Origin of the sequence: Streptococcus oralis (genome assembly GCF_001075675.1) — a bacterium.
Lineage (GTDB): Bacteria > Bacillota > Bacilli > Lactobacillales > Streptococcaceae > Streptococcus > Streptococcus oralis_V.
Genome location: NZ_JUNW01000049.1, coordinates 1 through 18,274 on the forward strand (window position 1 = coordinate 1; position 18,274 = coordinate 18,274).

Genomic DNA, 18,274 nt, shown 5'->3' on the forward strand with positions numbered 1-18,274 from the left:
CTTTTCAACTCTTTCTATTATACCTACTTTTCAAACTTTGTCAAGGACTTTTTTCAGTGAAGTTGATTTTTTCTTTTCTTCACTAACTTAACTACTGCTTCTGTTCGTGCAGTGTGGGGAAACATATCGACTGACTGGATATACTGGAGATCATAAACTTTTACCAGTTTAACCAAATCTCGTGCCAAGGTCGAAACATTGCAGGATACATAGACCATTTTGTCTGGAACATAGGTCAGAATGGTATCCAGTAGCTTATCATCTAAGCCTGTACGAGGAGGATCGACTATCAAGGCATCCGCTCGGTAGCCATCTTTATACCAGCGTGGAATAATCTCTTCAGCTGTTCCCGCTTCATAATGGGTATTGTCAAATCCCATTTTCTTAGCATTTCGCTTGGCATCTTCAATAGCTTCCGGAATAATATCCATTCCTCTGAGACTCTTGACCTTCTTTGCGAAGGCAAATCCAATCGTACCAACACCGCAATAGGCATCGATCAGATGATCCTCTTTGCTGACATCCAGAGCCTTAACTGCTTCACTATAGAGAATTTCTGTCTGCTCAGGATTAAGCTGATAAAAAGCTCGAGGGGAGAGAGAAAACTCATAGTCGAGTACTCCTTCTTGAATACTCTCTTGGCCCCAGATAATTTCCGTCTTTTCACCATAGATTTCACTTGTTTTCGCTGTATTTGTATTGACTGCAACTGTGACGACTTCTGGAAAATCTTTAACTAAGTCTTTTACTAGCTGGGTTAAATTAAGCTGGCGATTTGTGACAATGATAATCTGGACTTGTCCCGTTTTTCTTGCTTTGCGTACCATGATGGTGCGAACGCCTAGCGTTTTTCTCTCATCGGTGATGGGGATTTGGTGGTAAGTAAGAAGTTCAGCTAGGCGATTCGCAATCACTTGGGTTTCCTTATCTTGCACCAAACAGTCTTTCAACTCTACGAGATAATGAGAGTTTTGCGCATACAAACCTGCCTTGACCTGATTTTTAAATTTCCGAGTCTGAAATTGAAGCTTAGCACGGTAGTACTTTGGTTCCTGCATTCCGATAGTTGGACGGATTTCATAGTTTTCATATCCTGCAGGAGCAAATTTTTTCAGGGCTTGATGGAGCAGATCCGTTTTGAACTCTAACTGTTTATCGTAGTGGAGGTGCATGATTTGGCAACCACCACATTCATTATAAATCGTACAAGCTGGCACGACTCGAAATTTAGACTTCTTATTAACCTTTAGTAATTTGGCTTCAACAAAGTTACGTTTAATAGAAGTAATCTGACAATAGATATCTTCTCCTTTGAGGGCGCCTGGCACAAAAACGAGGGTTTTCTGATAGAAACCGATTCCCTCACCATTGATGCCCATCCGCTTGATTTTTAAAGGTATTTTTTGTTTGACTTTCAGATTCATACCCCTATCTTATCACATTTTAAGGTATAATAGAACTATGAAAATCACAAAACTTGAAAAGAAAAAACGCCTCTACTTGATGGAGTTAGATGGACAGCAAACCTCTTATATCACGGAAGATACCATTGTCCGTTTTATGCTATCTCGAGATAAGGTCATTAGTAAAGAGGAACTTACCGAGATTCAGGACTTTGCCCAGTTCTCTTATGGTAAAAATCTCGCTCTCTACCATCTATCATTTAAAGCTCGAACCGAAAAGGAAGTTCGCGAGTATCTGAAAAAGTATGATCTTGATGAAACAATCACTAGTCAAGTTATCGCTAATCTTAAAGAAGATAACTGGATTAATGATCGTCAGTATGCCTACTCTATCATCAATGCCAATCAACTTTCTGGAGATAAGGGACCTTATGTGCTAGCTCAAAAACTGTCTCAAAAAGGAATTGACAAATCAACTATTGAAGAGGTTTTAAAGGATTTTGATTTTTCAGAGGTTGCTCAACGTGTAGCGGAGAAACTTCTTAAAAAATACACGGGAAAGCTTCCCGCTCGTGCCTTGCAAGATAAGATCATTCAAAACTTGACGAACAAAGGCTTCTCCTATTCTGATGCTAAAAATGCTTTTGATGACTTGGATAGTCAAGTCGACCAAGAAACGACTCAAGAGCTCATTTTTAAAGAACTGGATAAACAATATGCTAAATACGCTCGCAAATATGAAAGTTACGAACTAAAACAGCGTTTAACCCAAGTTTTAGCTCGAAAAGGCTATGATTTTTCGGATATAGCCAGCGCTCTCAGAGAATATCTTTAACATTTTCAGGTAAAATTCAAAAAAATTAGACCGATTTATGATATAATAGTAAACGATAAACTTATAAATTGTAGAAAGTTGGTTAGTTATGAAACTTCCAAAAGAAGGCGACTTTATTACAATTCAAAGTTATAAGCATGATGGGAGTCTTCACCGTACTTGGCGGGACACCATGGTACTAAAAACAACAGAGAACGCTATTATTGGCGTCAACGACCACACACTTGTTACCGAAAGTGACGGTCGTCGTTGGGTGACTCGAGAACCGGCTATTGTTTACTTTCACAAAAAATATTGGTTTAATATCATTGCCATGATTCGTGATAATGGGATTTCCTACTATTGCAATATGGCCAGCCCCTACTATCTAGATGAGGAAGCCCTGAAATACATTGATTATGATTTGGATGTCAAGGTCTTCACTGATGGTGAAAAGCGTCTCTTGGACGTTGAAGAGTATGAGCGCCATAAACGCAAAATGAAGTATTCTGATGATTTAGACTATATTTTGAAAGAGCATGTTAAAATCCTTGTTGATTGGATCAACAATGGACGTGGTCCTTTCTCAGAGGCCTATGTCAACATTTGGTACAAACGCTACATAGAACTAAAGAATCGGTAAAGTTGTCAAACTGGGGTGAGAGCCCTGGTTTTTTTATTTTAAAAACCCAGCTTTACAGCTGGGTTGATTGCTATATATCTAATTTAGTGACAGTAAACTTGATGTGGGAATAGTCTTTTTCAACATCCTTATCCAACAAGAAAGCTGTGGCATCCTTCTTAACCTGAACCAGGTCAATATTCTGGGCTTGAGCTGCATAGACGCATCCACAATAACATTGACGATAGATATCATACTCCTCGCACATCTCCACCGAACGCTTGTAGCCTTGATTTTTCTTGAAATCACTTGGGAGATAGTGGGTGGTATAAATCTTTTGCACATCAATTCCGATGCTGTTGATGGTTTGAGAATTCTTATGAGGACTGATGGTCAAAGCTGAACCAAAGTAGTCAAAGCCCAAGTCCATAGCTACTTGTGCTGTTTTATCCAGACGGTAGTCAAAACAAACCTTGCAACGATCCCCACCTTCGGGTTCTTCTTCCAGTCCTCTGACTAACTTCCGGTATTCATTTGGTTCATAGGGAGCTTCTAGGTACTGGACTGTATTGCCTGTTCGCTCATTGAAATCACTGACAAATTTCTTGGTGACGTAAGCTCGCTTGTGGTATTCTGCCTTGGGATGGATGTTAGAATTGGCAAAATAGATGGTCACATCCGCGTACTTGGTCAGGTACTCTAGGGTGTAGGTACTACAAGGAGCACAGCAAACATGCATGAGAATAGTTGGACGTTGCTCATTTTTCTCCCAAACCTGAACCATTTTCTGCATGACACGGTCATAATTAATCTTCTGATTGAGATTCATCTTGCTCAGAATTTCTTCTACATCGATCATGTTCTTCTCCTTTTTATAGTCTTATTTTATCATATAAGTTAGGAGAGCTCAAATCTATTTAGAAGAGAAAACCTTAAAAGGAGGGAATGTTCTTCCCTCCTTTTGTGTTTTTTATAAGTTGCTTTTACATCATCCCGCCCATCATGCTTGGATCCATTGCTGGAGCTGGGGCTACTGGTTCTGGTTTATTGGCTACGACTGCTTCTGTTGTTAAAATCAAGCTAGCTACAGAGGCTGCATTTTGAAGGGCAGAACGGCTCACTTTAACTGGGTCAATGATTCCCTCTTCAATCATGTTGACCCACTCGCCAGTCGCTGCGTTGAAGCCTGTACCAACTTCCGCATTTTTCAAACGATCGATGACAATAGATCCTTCAAATCCTGCATTGTGGGCGATTTGACGAACTGGTTCTTCCAAGGCACGGAGAACAATATTGCGTCCTGTCGCTTCATCTCCTGTCAATTCCAAATCAGCTACGGCTGGAATGACATTGGCAAGAGCAGTTCCACCACCTGCAACGATTCCTTCTTCCACGGCTGCACGAGTAGCGTTGAGGGCATCTTCAATGCGGAGTTTCATTTCTTTCAACTCAGTTTCAGTTGCAGCTCCGACCTTGATAACTGCGACACCACCTGACAATTTTGCCAAACGTTCTTGCAATTTTTCACGGTCAAATTCAGAAGTTGTAGTTTCAATTTGAGACTTGATAACTGCAACACGGTGAGAAATAGCTTCAGGATTTCCAGCACCTTCTACGATAACAGTGCTGTCTTTGTCCACAGTTACTCTCGCTGCTTGACCAAGCGCCTCAATAGTAGCATCTTTCAACTCAAGACCAAGATCTTCTGTGATGACTGTTCCGCCTGTCAAGATAGCGATGTCTTCTAACATAGCCTTACGACGGTCACCAAAGCCAGGTGCTTTGACAGCTACGACATTGAAGGTTCCACGAATCTTGTTCAATACAAGAGTCGGAAGAGCTTCACCATCTACATCATCCGCAATAATCAAGAGTGGACGATTGCTTTGGAGAATGCTTTCTAGAAGTGGCAAGATTTCTTGAATATTGGAAATCTTCTTGTCAGTAATCAAAATGTATGGATTTTCAAGATCAGCCACCATTTTTTCACTATCTGTCACCATGTACTGTGATAGGTAACCGCGGTCAAACTGCATTCCTTCCACGACTTCGAGCTCTGTTTCCATACCACGTGACTCTTCGATAGTAATGACACCGTCTTTACCAACTTTTTCCATAGCTTCAGAAATGTATTCACCGACTTTTTCAGAACGAGAGGATACGGCAGCAACCTGAGCAATGGCTTCTTTATTAGCAACTGGAATGGCATTGTTTTTCAAGGCTTCTACAGCTGCGGCAACCGCTGCTTCGATCCCACGACGAATGCCGATTGGGTTGGCACCTGCAGTGACGTTTTTAATTCCTTCACGTACGATAGCTTGAGTCAAAACAGTTGCAGTTGTCGTTCCGTCACCTGCGATATCGTTGGTCTTTGAAGCCACTTCTGATACCAATTTGGCACCCATATTTTCAAAATGGTCTTCCAACTCGATTTCTTTGGCAATAGTCACACCGTCATTGGTAATCAATGGTGAACCAAATGATTTTTCCAACACAACGTTACGACCTTTTGGTCCCAAGGTTACTTTAACAGTATCTGCAAGAATATCGACACCACGAACCATAGCTGAACGAGCATCAGATGAAAATTTAATTTCTTTTGACATACTTACTTTCTCCTTCTATTCTTCAATGATTGCCAAGATGTTGGCTTCGCCAACGATGATGTACGTTTCATCTCCATCTTTGACATCAATACCAGCGTGGGCTTCAACTAAGACACGGTCCCCAGCCTTAACGCTCGGAACAACCAAGTCACCATTCAAGGTACGAACACCTTGTCCAGTAGCTACAACTTGGGCTGTTTTGGTTTTTTCTTGGGCTGAGCCTGCAAGGACAAAGCCTCCAACAGTTTGTTCTTTTTCTTCGATTTTCAAGACCACACGGTCTCCTAATGGTTTCAACATCTGTTTTCCTCCATGATGAGATACATATTATTAGCACTCTTTATATCTGAGTGCTAATTTATAGTTCTATTGTATCACTTGGTCAGAAATAGTCAAGAAAAAAGTCTGACTTTCTCAAGATAAAAAAGCCTAAGATTGACTCAGGCTTTTCTATGCTTAAAATGGTAATTCTTCCTCTTCCAAAACCAAGTCCGCCAAATCCTGTCCTGCATTATTTTCACGCATGGCACGTTGGGCACGACTTTCCAAGAGTTGGAATCCTGTCACGAGAACTTCGGTCACGTAGTTCATCTGGCCATTTTTCTCAAATCGACGGGTACGAAGTTCTCCATCCACAGAGATAAGACTACCTTTAGTTGCGTAGCTTGCCAAGGTTTCAGCCATTTTTCCCCAAAGAACCAGATTGACAAAGTCAGCTTCGCGTTCGCCATTTTGGTCTTTGTAACGACGGTTCACAGCGATAGTTGCTCGCGCTACTGACTTGTCATTGTTGGTCTTGTGCAATTCTGGCGTAGACGTCAAACGCCCAATCATGATAACTTTATTATACATATTTTCTTCCTCCTACTTATCTATTCGTAGGAAATCAAAAAAGTTACAGAAATTTGTAACTTTTCGAGAAAATTTTTTATTTTTTATGAACCATAAAACCTGTCGCTTGTTGATTGGCCATAATGGTCATATCTGTAATCTGCACACGACGAGGCTGACTGGTCACATAGACCACTGTATCTGCAATATCCTGAGCTTGCAAGGCTTCTATTCCCTGATAGACCGCCTCAGCTCGCTCTTTGTCACCATGAAAACGTACTGTAGAAAAATCTGTTTCGACAATCCCCGGTTGAATAGTTGTCACCTTGATGTCCGTTGCGATCGTATCAATTCGAAGCCCATCTGAAAAAGTCTTGACAGCAGCCTTGGTGGCTGAGTAGACCGCTGCACCAGCGTAGGCGTAAATTCCTGCAGTTGACCCCATGTTGATGATATGTCCTTGATTGGCTTTTGCCATTGCTGGCAAGAAAGAACGAGTGACTGCCATCAAACCTTTGACATTGGTATCTAGCATAGTCAGCATATCCAGCTCTTCATAGTCTTGATAGGGAGCCAAGCCAAGAGCTAGTCCAGCGTTATTGACCAAGATATCAATCTGCCCTATCGTTTCCAAAATATCGGAGCAGACAGTCTTGACCATGGTCATATCCGTGACATCCAGTGGAAAGGTACAAACTGTTTGATTAGGAAAAGTTTCTGCAAACTCTGACTTGAGAGTCTCTAGTCTGTCTGTCCGTCGCCCTGTTAGAACGACATTCTCCCCCTGCTCTAGATAAGCACGCGCAATCGCTTCACCGATTCCTGAGGTCGCTCCCGTAATCACTACATTTTTTGCCATCTTATTTCCTTCTATCTGGTCTATCAAATGCTGACAATTTCCTAGGCAGTCCAGTGCTTGGCTGGGTCGAATGGTGTTCCGATAACTTGGTCTTCTGATAATTCAATAACCCCACGTTTTTGCGGAGCATTTGGCAAATGCAACTCACGAGGACTGCACATCATGCCAAAACTCTTTTCACCGCGAAGTTCGCCTGGGAAAATGAGATTTCCTTTTGGCATCATCGCTCCAGGAAGAGCTACAATGGTTTTCAAACCGACACGCGCATTAGGAGCACCTGCAACGATTTGCACAGTCTTATCACTTGCGACTGCTACTTGGCAGATATTGAGGTGGTCACTATCCGGATGAGCTACCATCTCGACAATTTCACCGACAACAAACTTAGGTTCTTTGTCATTGACAATTTCTTCCACAAAGCCTTCCGCCTGCAATTCTTGGTTCAAACGAGCGACTTGCTCATCTGATAAAAAGACTTGACCACGCTCTGCAATTTCAAACAAACTTGAAACTTCGAAAATATTCCACGCTACTGTTTCTCCATTTTCTTTGAGGAAAACACGAGCTACTTTGCCTTTGCGCTCCACGTCCAGTTTGGCATCTCCGCTATTTTTCACGATGACCATAAGGACATCGCCGACATGTTCTTTGTTATATGTAAAAATCATTGTTTCCTTTTTCTCCTATTTCAGTCCTGCTAAAAAGTCGTTAATTTCTTCCTTGCTTTTACGGTCACGATTGACAAAACGGCCGATTTCCTTGTCCTTTTCTAGTACAACAAGGCTAGGAATTCCGTAAACATCCCAGAGTTTAGCTAAATCCATATACTGGTCTCGGTCCACGCGAATAAAGGTGAATTCTGGATTGGTCTCCTCAATCTCTGGCAAGGATGGATAGATATAACGACAATCGCCACACCAGTCCGCCACAAAAAGGAAAACCTTCTTGCCATCTTTTTCTACTAAAGATGCCAATTCTTCTAAACTTGCTGGTTGTATCATAAGACTTCCTCCTCATAGACTAGGTCTTCATTTTCATAGACAAAGGTATAGTGACGGCCATCCTCGAAAATGACTCCTCCGACGAGTCGCTCTAGACTGCTTTCGTAGACTTGAACATAGAGAGTCGCAATCTCACCCATATCTGAGAAAAGTTCGCGCACAATAGCGGTCAACTCTTCTTGATTCTTCATAAGTTTGTGGTTATCTGCTGCTTTTTTGGCACCCAAAGCGAGGGCACTTAGACCAGCCACTGTCAAGCCAGTCATCCATAATTTCTTAGCTTTCATACCATTCATTGTAACACAAAAAGGGCTCTAGGACAAATGGGGAAGCAGTATATGAGCAAGGAAAATCACTTCCCTCGGTGAGGAAAGTGAACTTCTGATTCTTATCGACAAGCATCTGAGTTAGCAAGATTTTCCTGAATGGATTAAAAACCTCTGAGATTGTTCTCAAAGGTTCTGATTTTGCTAATTGCTGTTCTCAACTGCTGCAGTAACAAAGGCAGTGTAGAGTTCCTCTGGACGGTTTGGGCGGCTGGAAAGTTCAGGGTGATACTGACAAGCCACAAAGAATTTATTTTCAGGAATTTCCACAATTTCGACCAAACGATTGTCTGGAGAAACACCTGAGAAGACAAAACCTGCTGCCTCAAACTGCTCACGGAAGGCGTTGTTAAACTCATAACGGTGACGGTGACGGCGTTGCACCACTTCTTGATCATGATAAGCAGCTGCTGCCTTAGAGCCACGTTTCAACTTAGATGGATAAAGTCCCAAACGAAGGGTTCCCCCCATATCCTCAACATCAACCTTGTCACGCATGATATCAATGATAGGGTATTTTGTATCTGGTGCAAGCTCTGCAGAATTGGCACCTTCAAGCCCTAAAACGTGACGAGCAAACTCGATACAAGTCAACTGCATTCCCAAACAGACTCCCAACATTGGAACGTCATTCTCACGCGCATAGCGGATGGCTTGGATTTTTCCTTCTGTACCACGTTGACCAAAACCTCCTGGTACGATGATTCCGTCCGCATCCGACAAGAGCTCCGCCACATTCTCTGCTGTCACATCATTGGCATTGATCCAATTAATCTTCACTTCTGCGTCGTTGGCATACCCAGAGTGTTTCAAGGCTTCGACCACAGAGATGTAGGCATCTTGCAACTCCACATACTTACCAACGAGGGAAATCTTGACCTGTTTCTTGAGGTTCATGACCTTATCCACCATGGCTGACCACTCTGTCATATCCGCTGCTGGTGCATCTAATTTCAAGTGGTCACAAACAATTTGGTCCATACCTTGTGCCTGCAAATTCAATGGAATTTGGTAAAGATGTTCAACATCCAATGATTCGATGACAGCTTCTGGTGCTACGTCACAGAACTGAGCTAGTTTATTTTTAATTCCTTGACCAGCTGGTTTTTCTGTACGAATAACCAACATATTTGGCTGGATTCCCAATCCACGCAATTCTTTTACAGAGTGTTGAGTTGGTTTGGTCTTCATTTCACCAGCAGCCTTGAGGTAAGGAAGCAAGGTTGTATGGATGTACATAACATTATCCGCCCCCACATCTGCCTTCATCTGACGAAGGGCCTCTAAGAATGGCAAGGACTCGATATCTCCTACTGTTCCACCCACCTCTGTAATAATGACATCAGAATCAGTCGTTAGAGCGGCACGCTTGATTTTTTCTTTCAAAGCATCTGTGATATGAGGAATAACCTGAACAGTTGCCCCAAGGTATTCTCCACGGCGTTCCTTACGAAGAACTTCACTGTAAATTTTCCCAGTTGTCACGTTGGAATATTTGTTGAGATTGATATCGATGAAACGTTCATAGTGACCCAAGTCCAAATCGGTCTCAGCCCCATCATCTGTCACAAAGACTTCCCCGTGCTGATAAGGACTCATGGTTCCCGGATCGATATTGATATAAGGGTCAAACTTTTGAATCGTTACTTTGAGACCACGATTTTTCAAAAGACGGCCCAGACTTGCTGCCACAATCCCTTTCCCAATAGACGATACCACACCACCAGTTACAAAAATATATTTCGTAGACATAGAATCCTCTTTCTAAAATGCTCAAGGTCTTGTTAGCTACAAGGGGAGATAGAGAACAAGACCTTTATGGATAACGACTTTTCAAGAAAAACTTCCTGAAAAAACAAAAACAGCTCCCTAGTAACTAGGGAGCCCCGACCTCTAAAAGAGGTGCCCGAACAATATAATACCTCAAAGCAGAACATTTGTCAATCCGAATCGGTAAAACCTGAAAATAAGAAGATTGCTTTCAGAAAACCAACTAAAGATCTACAACCCAACGGAAGACTCACTTAACTACTCTACCCAAGCGACAAAAAAGGAGATCAGGCGATCTCCTTTTAAAGGCATTTTACTGTTCTTCACTCGTTTCAGCATCATCGTCAGAAAACTCGTCGTCTTCTTCGTTGAGATCCACGTCTTCACCCAAGTCATCAGGGGCGATTTCGTTGATTTCCGCATCGTAAGCTTCCACTTCATTTTTCTCATCATCTGGATTTTCATCATCATATGAAAGAGCTGGGTCTGCTTCGTATGCGTCTTCGTCTTCTGGATCATCTGCATTGTAGTCAATAGCATCTGAATCCCCATCCATGAAGGCATTGACACGCTGCTTCTTAGCTTTTGGTACTACTTCTTCGTCGTCACTTTCTTCAAGAGCGATGATTTCTTCATCGATTTCGTCCACACCATACCATGAACGAAGACCCCATTTGTTGTCTCCAAGTGAAATGAAGCTACCGTCAAAGTTCAACTCTGTGTAGAACAAAGGCAAGGCTTCGCGGATATCGCTGTTTGATGTCCCAAGGTAGTTTTGAATTTCATTTACAAGATCGCTAAAATGCATCTCATGGTCGCGACCACGAAGTTCCAAGATAGCACGCGCTACCTCAATCATAGATAGTTCACTTTTTTCTTGCCCAGCAAATACTTCTAATTCCAAAGCGTTTCTCCTCATTTTTACTACTATCGCCAGAGTGAACAGACTCTGACCTCATTTTATCATGTACTCTTTATTGTACGATAATTTTGCGGAATAGTCAAAGGTTAAATGGGAGAAAGTGACAGGACTTTTTATTTCTTTGCTACCCAGCCAATGGCATCGTGTGGTGGTTTTTCGGTGTCAAGTCATATGAATTCGATACGGTTATATATGAAAATTAAGCTACAATGTTTTACTTCTCAGGACGGTTCGAACTTAGAGGATTTGTTATGTAGTAAGCTGCTTTCTAAAATGTTGACTAACCATTCCAGTGTATCATTTTAATCAAATGCAAATCGATTGAATAGTTCCTTAGAAATTATAAAAAATTCCCTTTACTCTATTGCTAGCTTACAAATTTCGAAATCTAAAAAATCATCAGTTATTAATTGAACTAGCTAATCTTATCTTAAGATGTTGTTTACAAAATGTGTAAATACTCGTTGATTTTAGCTGATGATAATTCTTCACTAAAAAATATATATTCTATTCCTTTTTTTGAATTACCCGCACTGTAGTTTAACATATAAGGGAAATGCTCAAATTTTGAGTACATATTTTGGATTTCCTCGTGAAAATCATATGTAAGAACCCATTTATGTTTACTCATATATTTGTCAATAGTGTCTCGTAATTCTAAATGATCTATGTGTTCATAAAAATTCGTGTACAATTGTTTTCCCTTAACATAATATGGTGGGTCAAAAAAAGTCAGAGACCGTTTTGTACGATTAATATTATTTTTAATAAATTCAATAGCATCTATATTATACAAATTGATTCTACTCTTATTTTTAGCAATTAATTCAATCTTATTTATCAATACTTCTGTATTATATCTGCAATCCATTTTATAATTTCCCATTTGGGCTCTGCCACCTATGGGACCAGCTTGAATAATTCCTGATCGATTAGTTCTATTTAGATAAAATGTAGAGAAACCTAATGTAAGTAAGTCGACATTTTCTTTGTTTCTTTGAATATCTTGCTGCTTATCCCATTCTTCAATCGTAAATACTGCCTCTTTTACTTTTTTTATAAAAGAATCAGTATTATGTAAAATTGAAAACCACATTGCATAAATGGATTTATCAAAATCATTTAACATTATTTTTTTTACGTCATTATTAAGCAACAATTTTAATGCTACTGCAGCCCCACCACAAAACGGCTCTATATAAGTATCAATATTGTTATTCTCTACCAAATATTTAACATACTGATAAGTTTTATTTTTTCCCCCAGGATAGCGTAGCGGGCTAAAATTATCCATTATTCACTCCTTCATACAATCTATTAAATACAATAGAGAAAAAATTTTGATACTTACTGCAAGTGGTTTTAATATCAATGGAACTTATAGTGGTCCTGTAATCATGAATTAAACCATTTAATGTTTCTATATCATTAGTATTTTTTAACGCCTTTACTTCCTCTTTATTTAATAACCCTTTATCAGATAAATGTCCTTTAACTGTGGTAATAAGGGAGGATAAATTATCAGCAGGCTTCTTAACTGAGAATAAGTCTATGTAAGCTTTAGTAGTATATTCAATTAACGCACGAAGTAAAAATGCAATTATGATATATTCGTCGTTACTATGTGATAAAGAGTTGTATTTTTGTAAGTTTCTTATCACTCCACAAATTTTAAAATACTTGGGATTAGCTGATAACTTTGATAAAGACTCATCATACCACCGTTGGTTAAATAAAACTTGATATTCCTGTTGCTGATTATTAATCGCTATATTTAAACATATTGGAAAATGTTTAGTTTGTCCATTATATTTAACATCGATAGTGTACGTCCCGTTTTCAGAAATAGACTCTATAATATTATCTGTAATTACGATATTTTGATGATTACAACTAATTAAAAGCCTAGAATATTCTGAACTTTGTCTTGAAACTTTATTATTTTTATCATCTCGCAATTCAATATCATCAGCTAAATCATAATTTTCTCGTTGTATAGTAACTGATTGCTTTGGAACAAAGAATTTATATTTTGTTTCTTGATTTTGTGTGTCATTATTATTCGTAGTATTCTCACGCGTATCATTTGTTGGTAAGTTAGGAGTCTCTTTATTATCTCCCACACTATCTTCAGTAGTTTTTGTATCATTACTTATAGGAGTATTTTTTAATGACTCTTCATTAGAACCGTTGATTTTTTCAGATTCTTTATATTCCTTAATTTTGTCAGCTAAACCTGGTATTACTTTGTCACTTTTGACAATTTCATTCCATTGTCCTTGTACACTAAATACCCGTGTATCTAATTTTTTATCAATCCAAACTGCTTTACCTAATAATCCTAATATTTCATGATAGACTTTTTCATTTTTTGCTACAACTTGAAAATCATCATTAAACTCAAGTTTTAACTCTTTAATCAATGGTCTTGAAACTCTCGACACAAGAACATCTGTATCTAAATGCGTTAACTTTTCCAAATCAGACTTATAAATTTTGGCTGCATTATAAACTGAAGTTAAATAATTTAGTTGTTGTATAGCATTTCTTATCGCAACTTTTCCTTCTGGAGTAATATTTTTAATATTATCTAAAGCTTCATCACTTGATAATCCCTTTTCCCTATATTGGGTATAAAGATTATGGTAAAATACCCTTTTATCAGTCGCACTCCATGTCTTAATCCCATCAACATGTTTTGCACTAATTTTAAAAAGCGCTTCGTCTCTAGTATCTTCTTTTACTACATCACAACTAACTTCAAAATCACTTAGATTCAGATTTAATTGTTTAAGTTTATTTCTTTCTGAACTTGTTAATAGAGATGAATACTGAAACAAAAGTTTCAGCGAAGCAATTCTTCGATTACCTTCTAATACAGTATAATTAATCTTTCCAGCATTTCTGCTTTTTAAAACGATAATACGTTCACCTATTGTGTTATACCCGTTTTCTCCAATTTGAAATGCAAGTTCTTTAATCTGCTCAAATTCAACCAAATATTTGACTATTTCTTCTTCAGTATTAAAATCAAACATTGAAAATCTAGGGTTATTAAAATCTAAATTAATTTCTAAAGGATTTAAAACTACAGTATCAAACATATATATTCCTTTCACAACTGCTACATTTATAATTGATATTATAACACAAAAAACACGGCTTACCACCGTGTTTCTGTGTTTATTTCACCAATTTCTTCATCTCATCAATACGTGCGACGGTCGCGTCGTATTTGGCTTGGTAGTCGGCTTGTTTGTCGCGTTCTTTTTGGACGACTTCTGGTTTGGCATTGGCTACGAAGCGTTCGTTAGAGAGCTTTTTACCGACCATGTCCAGTTCTTTTTGCCATTTAGCCAGTTCCTTGTCGAGACGAGCCAGTTCTTCTTCGACATTGAGGAGGTCAGCGAGTGGCAAGTAGATTTCCGCTCCTGTAATGACGCTTGACATTGCGAGTTCAGGGGCAGGGATGGTTGAAGCGATTTCCAGGTGTTCTGGATTTGTGAAGCGTTTGATGTAATTGACATTGCTGTTAAAGAAGGCTTCCAAGTCGCTATCACTTGTCTTAACAAGGATGGTGATAGGCTTGCTTGGTGCTACGTTTACTTCCGCACGCGCATTACGTACTGCACGGATCAGGTCTTTAAGACTTTCCACACCAGTGTGGGCCGCAAGGTCTTCGAAAGCTGGGTTGACAGTTGGGTATGCTGCTGTAACGATAGAGCCTTCTGATATTTGTCCAAAGATTTCTTCTGTCACGAATGGCATGATTGGGTGAAGGAGACGAAGAATCTTGTCCAAAGTATAAAGGAGAACAGAACGTGTGATGACTTTCTCTTCTTCGTTATCGCTATAAAGGACTTCCTTGGTCAACTCAACGTACCAGTCCGCAAATTCGTCCCAGATGAAGTTGTAGAGGATGTGACCAGCCACACCAAACTCAAACTTATCAAAGTTTTCAGTGACTTTTCCAATCGTTTCATTGAGGTTGTGGAGAATCCAGCGGTCAGTGATATTTCCAGCTTCCTTGTAGACAACTTTTTCGACATTGGCAGTTGCTTGCTCAAGGGTCAATCCTTCATTGTTCATGAGGATGTAGCGAGAGATATTCCAAATCTTGTTAATGAAGTTCCATGAAGCATCCATTTTCTCGTAAGAGAAGCGCACGTCTTGTCCTGGTGCAGAACCGTTTGATAGGAACCAACGAAGGCTATCTGTTCCGTACTTATCAATGACATCCATTGGGTCAATCCCATTACCAAGAGACTTGGACATCTTGCGGCCTTGCTCGTCACGAATGAGACCGTGAATCAAGGCATTTTTGAATGGCGACTTGCCAGTAAATTCCAAACCTTGGAAAATCATCCGAGATACCCAGAATGGGATAATATCATAACCAGTCACCAAGGTTGATGTTGGATAATAACGCTTGAAGTCTTCTGAGTCGACATCAGGCCAGCCCATGGTTGAGAATGACCAAAGGGCAGAACTGAACCAAGTATCCAAGACGTCTTCGTCCTGAGTCCATCCGTCACCTTCTGGAGCTTCTTCACCGACGTACATTTCACCCTCAGCATTGTACCAAGCAGGGATTTGGTGACCCCACCAGAGCTGACGAGAGATTACCCAGTCGTGGACATTTTCCATCCATTGGAGGAAGGTATCGTTGAAACGAGGGGGGTAGAATTCTACCTTATCATCAGTATCTTGGTTGGCAATGGCATTTTTAGCCAATTGGTCCATCTTGACGAACCATTGCGTAGACAAGCGTGGCTCCACCACAACACCTGTACGCTCGGAGTGACCAACACTGTGAACACGTTTTTCGATTTTTACAAGGGCACCGATTTCTTCCAACTTAGCAACGACTGCCTTACGAGCTTCAAAACGGTCCATGCCTGCAAATTCGAAGGCCAAATCATTCATGGTTCCGTCGTCGTTCATGACGTTGACTTGTGGCAAATTATGACGTTGACCAACCAAGAAGTCGTTTGGATCGTGGGCAGGTGTAATTTTCACGACACCAGTTCCAAACTCAGGATCTGCGTGTTCGTCCCCAACGATTGGGATTAATTTATTAGCGATTGGAAGGATAACGTTTTTACCAATCAAGTCCTTGTAGCGTGGGTCTTCTGGATTGACCGCAACCGCAACGTCCCCAAACATGGTCTCAGGACGAGTTGTCGCAACTTCAAGGGCGCGTGAGCCGTCTTCTAGCATGTAGTTCATGTGGTAGAAGGCACCTTCGACATCCTTGTGAATCACCTCGATATCAGAAAGGGCTGTGCGAGCTGCTGGGTCCCAGTTGATGATAAACTCACCACGGTAGATCCAGCCTTTTTTATAAAGCTCGACAAAGACCTTGCGAACCGCTTTTGACAAACCTTCATCAAGGGTGAAACGCTCACGAGAGTAGTCTACAGAGAGTCCCATCTTGCCCCATTGTTCCTTGATAGTAGTGGCATATTCATCTTTCCATTCCCAAACTTTCTCTAGGAATCTCTCACGACCGAGGTCATAACGGCTAATACCCTCACCACGCAAGCGCTCCTCAACCTTAGCTTGGGTGGCAATACCTGCGTGGTCCATCCCTGGAAGCCAAAGCGTATCGAAACCTTGCATGCGTTTTTGACGAATGATGATATCCTGAAGCGTCGTATCCCAAGCATGACCAAGGTGAAGTTTCCCAGTTACGTTTGGTGGTGGAATCACGATCGAATAAGGCTTAGCTTTTTGATCGCCTGAAGGCTTGAAAACATCTTCATCAAGCCATTTTTGGTAACGACCAGCCTCAACCTCGGCTGGATTGTATTTAGGTGAAAGTTCTTTAGACATGTGTTTGTCCTTTCTCTATTGTATTCATTTTATTTTGAATCTGCTTGGCAACTTCTTCTGCAGACAGATTCGTATTATTTATTTTAAAGTAGTGGTGCAACTCATTCGGTTGATGTTGAGAATTTAATTGAAGTGTTTCAGCAGTCTCCAAAATTTCTCTTTCAGATACCTCAATATGTCGTTTTAAGGGTTTATGCTTTAATCGATTCTCCGTTCGATTTCGACGTAAGCGCTCTTCAAGTGTCGTTTCCAACTCAACAAACAGAATCTCTTGATGATAATCATCCAACAAATCCTGAATTTGCTTCAAATACAGCAGCTGGTACTGATTTGAAAAATCAATTACGTCTGTTAAAATCACAGATCGCTGATTCCTAGCACTTGCTCCAAGGAAAGAAAAGGTAATTCCACGAACAAATTCCCACATTTCCTCTGTAAAGTCCTGATAGATTTCTAGTGCAAAATCGATAGCTTTATGGTTATAAAAGAGGGTAGCATCTGTCAGTCGAGATAACTCTTGACCAATCGTCATTTTCCCAGAAGCCGGAGCCCCAATGATGAAAATGTGCATCAAACCACCTCCCACTCACTCCTCAGCAAGCCATACCTCAAATCATCACAGCGATTGTCCTGAGCATCTTTGCGGTCTCTTATGCGAGCTTCAAGGGTAAAACCAAGCTTCTCTGCGACTCGTTGACTTTGGATATTGTAGCCAAAGCAAGTCAGTTCAATCTTATGCAGATTCAATTCTTTAAAAGCTAGGTCAATCAAGGCACACGCTGCTTCTGGAACATAACCTAGACCCCAATGGTCTGGATGTAAGATATAGCCAATCTCCAAGACATCATCCTCGTGACGACGAGGGAAATCAACAGAGCCGATGACCTTATCGGTTCCTTTAACGACAATCCCATAACCTGCTGGGAGATTTTCCTTTTGATTGCGCTCAGGAAGGATATGCTCTAGATAATAAATCTCATCTTCCAAGGTCTTGACGGGCGGAAAGCCTGCTGGATAGGAAACTTCTGACCTACTGGCATAGTCAAAGATATCCACAACATCAGTCACGGTACGGACTCGTAAGACTAGCCGCTCGGTCTCTATTCGTTCTGGCAACTCTGCTCTTATCATCCTTCTACCTCGCTTTCTACAAAAAATCGCCCCTGTCATTAATCTGACAGGGACGAATGTGTTTATCCGCGGTACCACCCAATTTCGGGCAGAGACGCCCGCAACTCTCGTCTTTATAATAAAAAGACAATATTATTTCAATTTTTCATCCATC

Annotated in this window: 18 protein-coding genes; 2 read left to right on the forward strand and 16 right to left on the reverse strand. The window is 40.5% G+C overall.

Annotated elements, in window-relative coordinates; genetic code table 11:
- Nucleotides 1–53: 53 nt before the first annotated feature.
- Nucleotides 54–1,424: a 23S rRNA (uracil(1939)-C(5))-methyltransferase RlmD gene (rlmD, locus tag ADM50_RS06730; protein WP_049485006.1), complete on the reverse strand. Its 1,371-nt coding sequence runs from the start codon at nt 1,422–1,424 to the stop codon at nt 54–56.
- Nucleotides 1,425–1,461: 37 nt separating this feature from the next.
- On the opposite strand from rlmD, the gene recX reads away from it, so the two are divergent.
- Both recX and ntdP read left to right on the forward strand, forming a co-directional pair.
- Complete coding sequence (recX, locus tag ADM50_RS06735; protein ID WP_049485007.1) at nt 1,462–2,238, forward strand: recombination regulator RecX; 777 nt, start codon at nt 1,462–1,464, stop codon at nt 2,236–2,238.
- 88 nt (nt 2,239–2,326) lie between these two features.
- The gene (gene ntdP / locus ADM50_RS06740) at nt 2,327–2,860 is read left to right on the forward strand and encodes a nucleoside tri-diphosphate phosphatase (protein WP_000775318.1); all 534 of its coding nucleotides are present in this window, start codon (nt 2,327–2,329) and stop codon (nt 2,858–2,860) included.
- A gap of 70 nt (nt 2,861–2,930) precedes the next feature.
- Here ntdP and ADM50_RS06745 read toward each other — a convergent pair whose 3' ends face one another.
- The 15 genes from ADM50_RS06745 to ADM50_RS06815 all read right to left on the reverse strand — a co-directional run bounded on the left by ADM50_RS06745 (nt 2,931) and on the right by ADM50_RS06815 (nt 18,120).
- On the reverse strand, nt 2,931–3,698 hold the full coding sequence (locus ADM50_RS06745; protein WP_000567555.1) for an epoxyqueuosine reductase QueH: 768 nt from the start codon (nt 3,696–3,698) through the stop codon (nt 2,931–2,933).
- Between the two features lie 124 nt (nt 3,699–3,822).
- Complete coding sequence (gene groL / locus ADM50_RS06750; RefSeq protein WP_000031557.1) at nt 3,823–5,445, reverse strand: chaperonin GroEL; 1,623 nt, start codon at nt 5,443–5,445, stop codon at nt 3,823–3,825.
- Between the two features lie 15 nt (nt 5,446–5,460).
- Nucleotides 5,461–5,745 carry a co-chaperone GroES gene (gene groES / locus ADM50_RS06755; RefSeq protein WP_045591770.1) on the reverse strand — a complete coding sequence of 95 codons (285 nt, stop codon included), beginning with the start codon at nt 5,743–5,745 and terminating at the stop codon, nt 5,461–5,463.
- 156 nt (nt 5,746–5,901) lie between these two features.
- Entirely contained in the window at nt 5,902–6,297 is a 396-nt protein-coding gene (locus ADM50_RS06760) for a single-stranded DNA-binding protein (RefSeq protein ID WP_045591772.1), read from the reverse strand.
- 76 nt (nt 6,298–6,373) lie between these two features.
- A complete protein-coding gene (locus ADM50_RS06765; protein WP_045591774.1) occupies nt 6,374–7,135 on the reverse strand; it encodes an SDR family NAD(P)-dependent oxidoreductase in 762 nt (253 codons plus the stop codon).
- A gap of 41 nt (nt 7,136–7,176) precedes the next feature.
- Nucleotides 7,177–7,803, reverse strand: a complete 627-nt coding sequence (gene ytpR, locus ADM50_RS06770; RefSeq protein WP_049485008.1) for a YtpR family tRNA-binding protein — start codon at nt 7,801–7,803, stop codon at nt 7,177–7,179.
- A 15-nt stretch (nt 7,804–7,818) separates the two neighbouring features.
- A complete protein-coding gene (locus ADM50_RS06775) occupies nt 7,819–8,136 on the reverse strand; it encodes a thioredoxin family protein (RefSeq protein WP_045591779.1) in 318 nt (105 codons plus the stop codon).
- Nucleotides 8,133–8,432 (reverse strand): DUF4651 domain-containing protein, encoded by a 300-nt coding sequence (locus ADM50_RS06780; RefSeq protein WP_045591780.1) that lies wholly within the window; start codon nt 8,430–8,432, stop codon nt 8,133–8,135. The genes ADM50_RS06775 and ADM50_RS06780 overlap by 4 nt, the downstream gene beginning before the upstream one ends.
- Before the next feature lie 174 nt (nt 8,433–8,606).
- The gene (locus ADM50_RS06785) at nt 8,607–10,214 is read right to left on the reverse strand and encodes a CTP synthase (protein WP_049485009.1); all 1,608 of its coding nucleotides are present in this window, start codon (nt 10,212–10,214) and stop codon (nt 8,607–8,609) included.
- Between the two features lie 331 nt (nt 10,215–10,545).
- Nucleotides 10,546–11,136, reverse strand: a complete 591-nt coding sequence (gene rpoE / locus ADM50_RS06790) for a DNA-directed RNA polymerase subunit delta (RefSeq protein ID WP_049485010.1) — start codon at nt 11,134–11,136, stop codon at nt 10,546–10,548.
- 460 nt (nt 11,137–11,596) lie between these two features.
- A complete protein-coding gene (locus tag ADM50_RS06795; RefSeq protein WP_000368590.1) occupies nt 11,597–12,448 on the reverse strand; it encodes a DNA adenine methylase in 852 nt (283 codons plus the stop codon).
- The gene (locus tag ADM50_RS06800; protein ID WP_045591788.1) at nt 12,441–14,258 is read right to left on the reverse strand and encodes a hypothetical protein; all 1,818 of its coding nucleotides are present in this window, start codon (nt 14,256–14,258) and stop codon (nt 12,441–12,443) included. Before ADM50_RS06800 ends, ADM50_RS06795 begins: the two co-directional genes overlap by 8 nt.
- A gap of 79 nt (nt 14,259–14,337) precedes the next feature.
- Nucleotides 14,338–16,989, reverse strand: coding sequence for a valine--tRNA ligase (locus ADM50_RS06805; protein ID WP_049485011.1), 2,652 nt, complete (start codon nt 16,987–16,989; stop codon nt 14,338–14,340).
- Nucleotides 16,982–17,560: an AAA family ATPase gene (locus ADM50_RS06810; protein WP_045591790.1), complete on the reverse strand. Its 579-nt coding sequence runs from the start codon at nt 17,558–17,560 to the stop codon at nt 16,982–16,984. Before ADM50_RS06810 ends, ADM50_RS06805 begins: the two co-directional genes overlap by 8 nt.
- Complete coding sequence (locus ADM50_RS06815) at nt 17,560–18,120, reverse strand: GNAT family N-acetyltransferase (protein ID WP_045591793.1); 561 nt, start codon at nt 18,118–18,120, stop codon at nt 17,560–17,562. Before ADM50_RS06815 ends, ADM50_RS06810 begins: the two co-directional genes overlap by 1 nt.
- Nucleotides 18,121–18,274 lie beyond the last annotated feature (154 nt).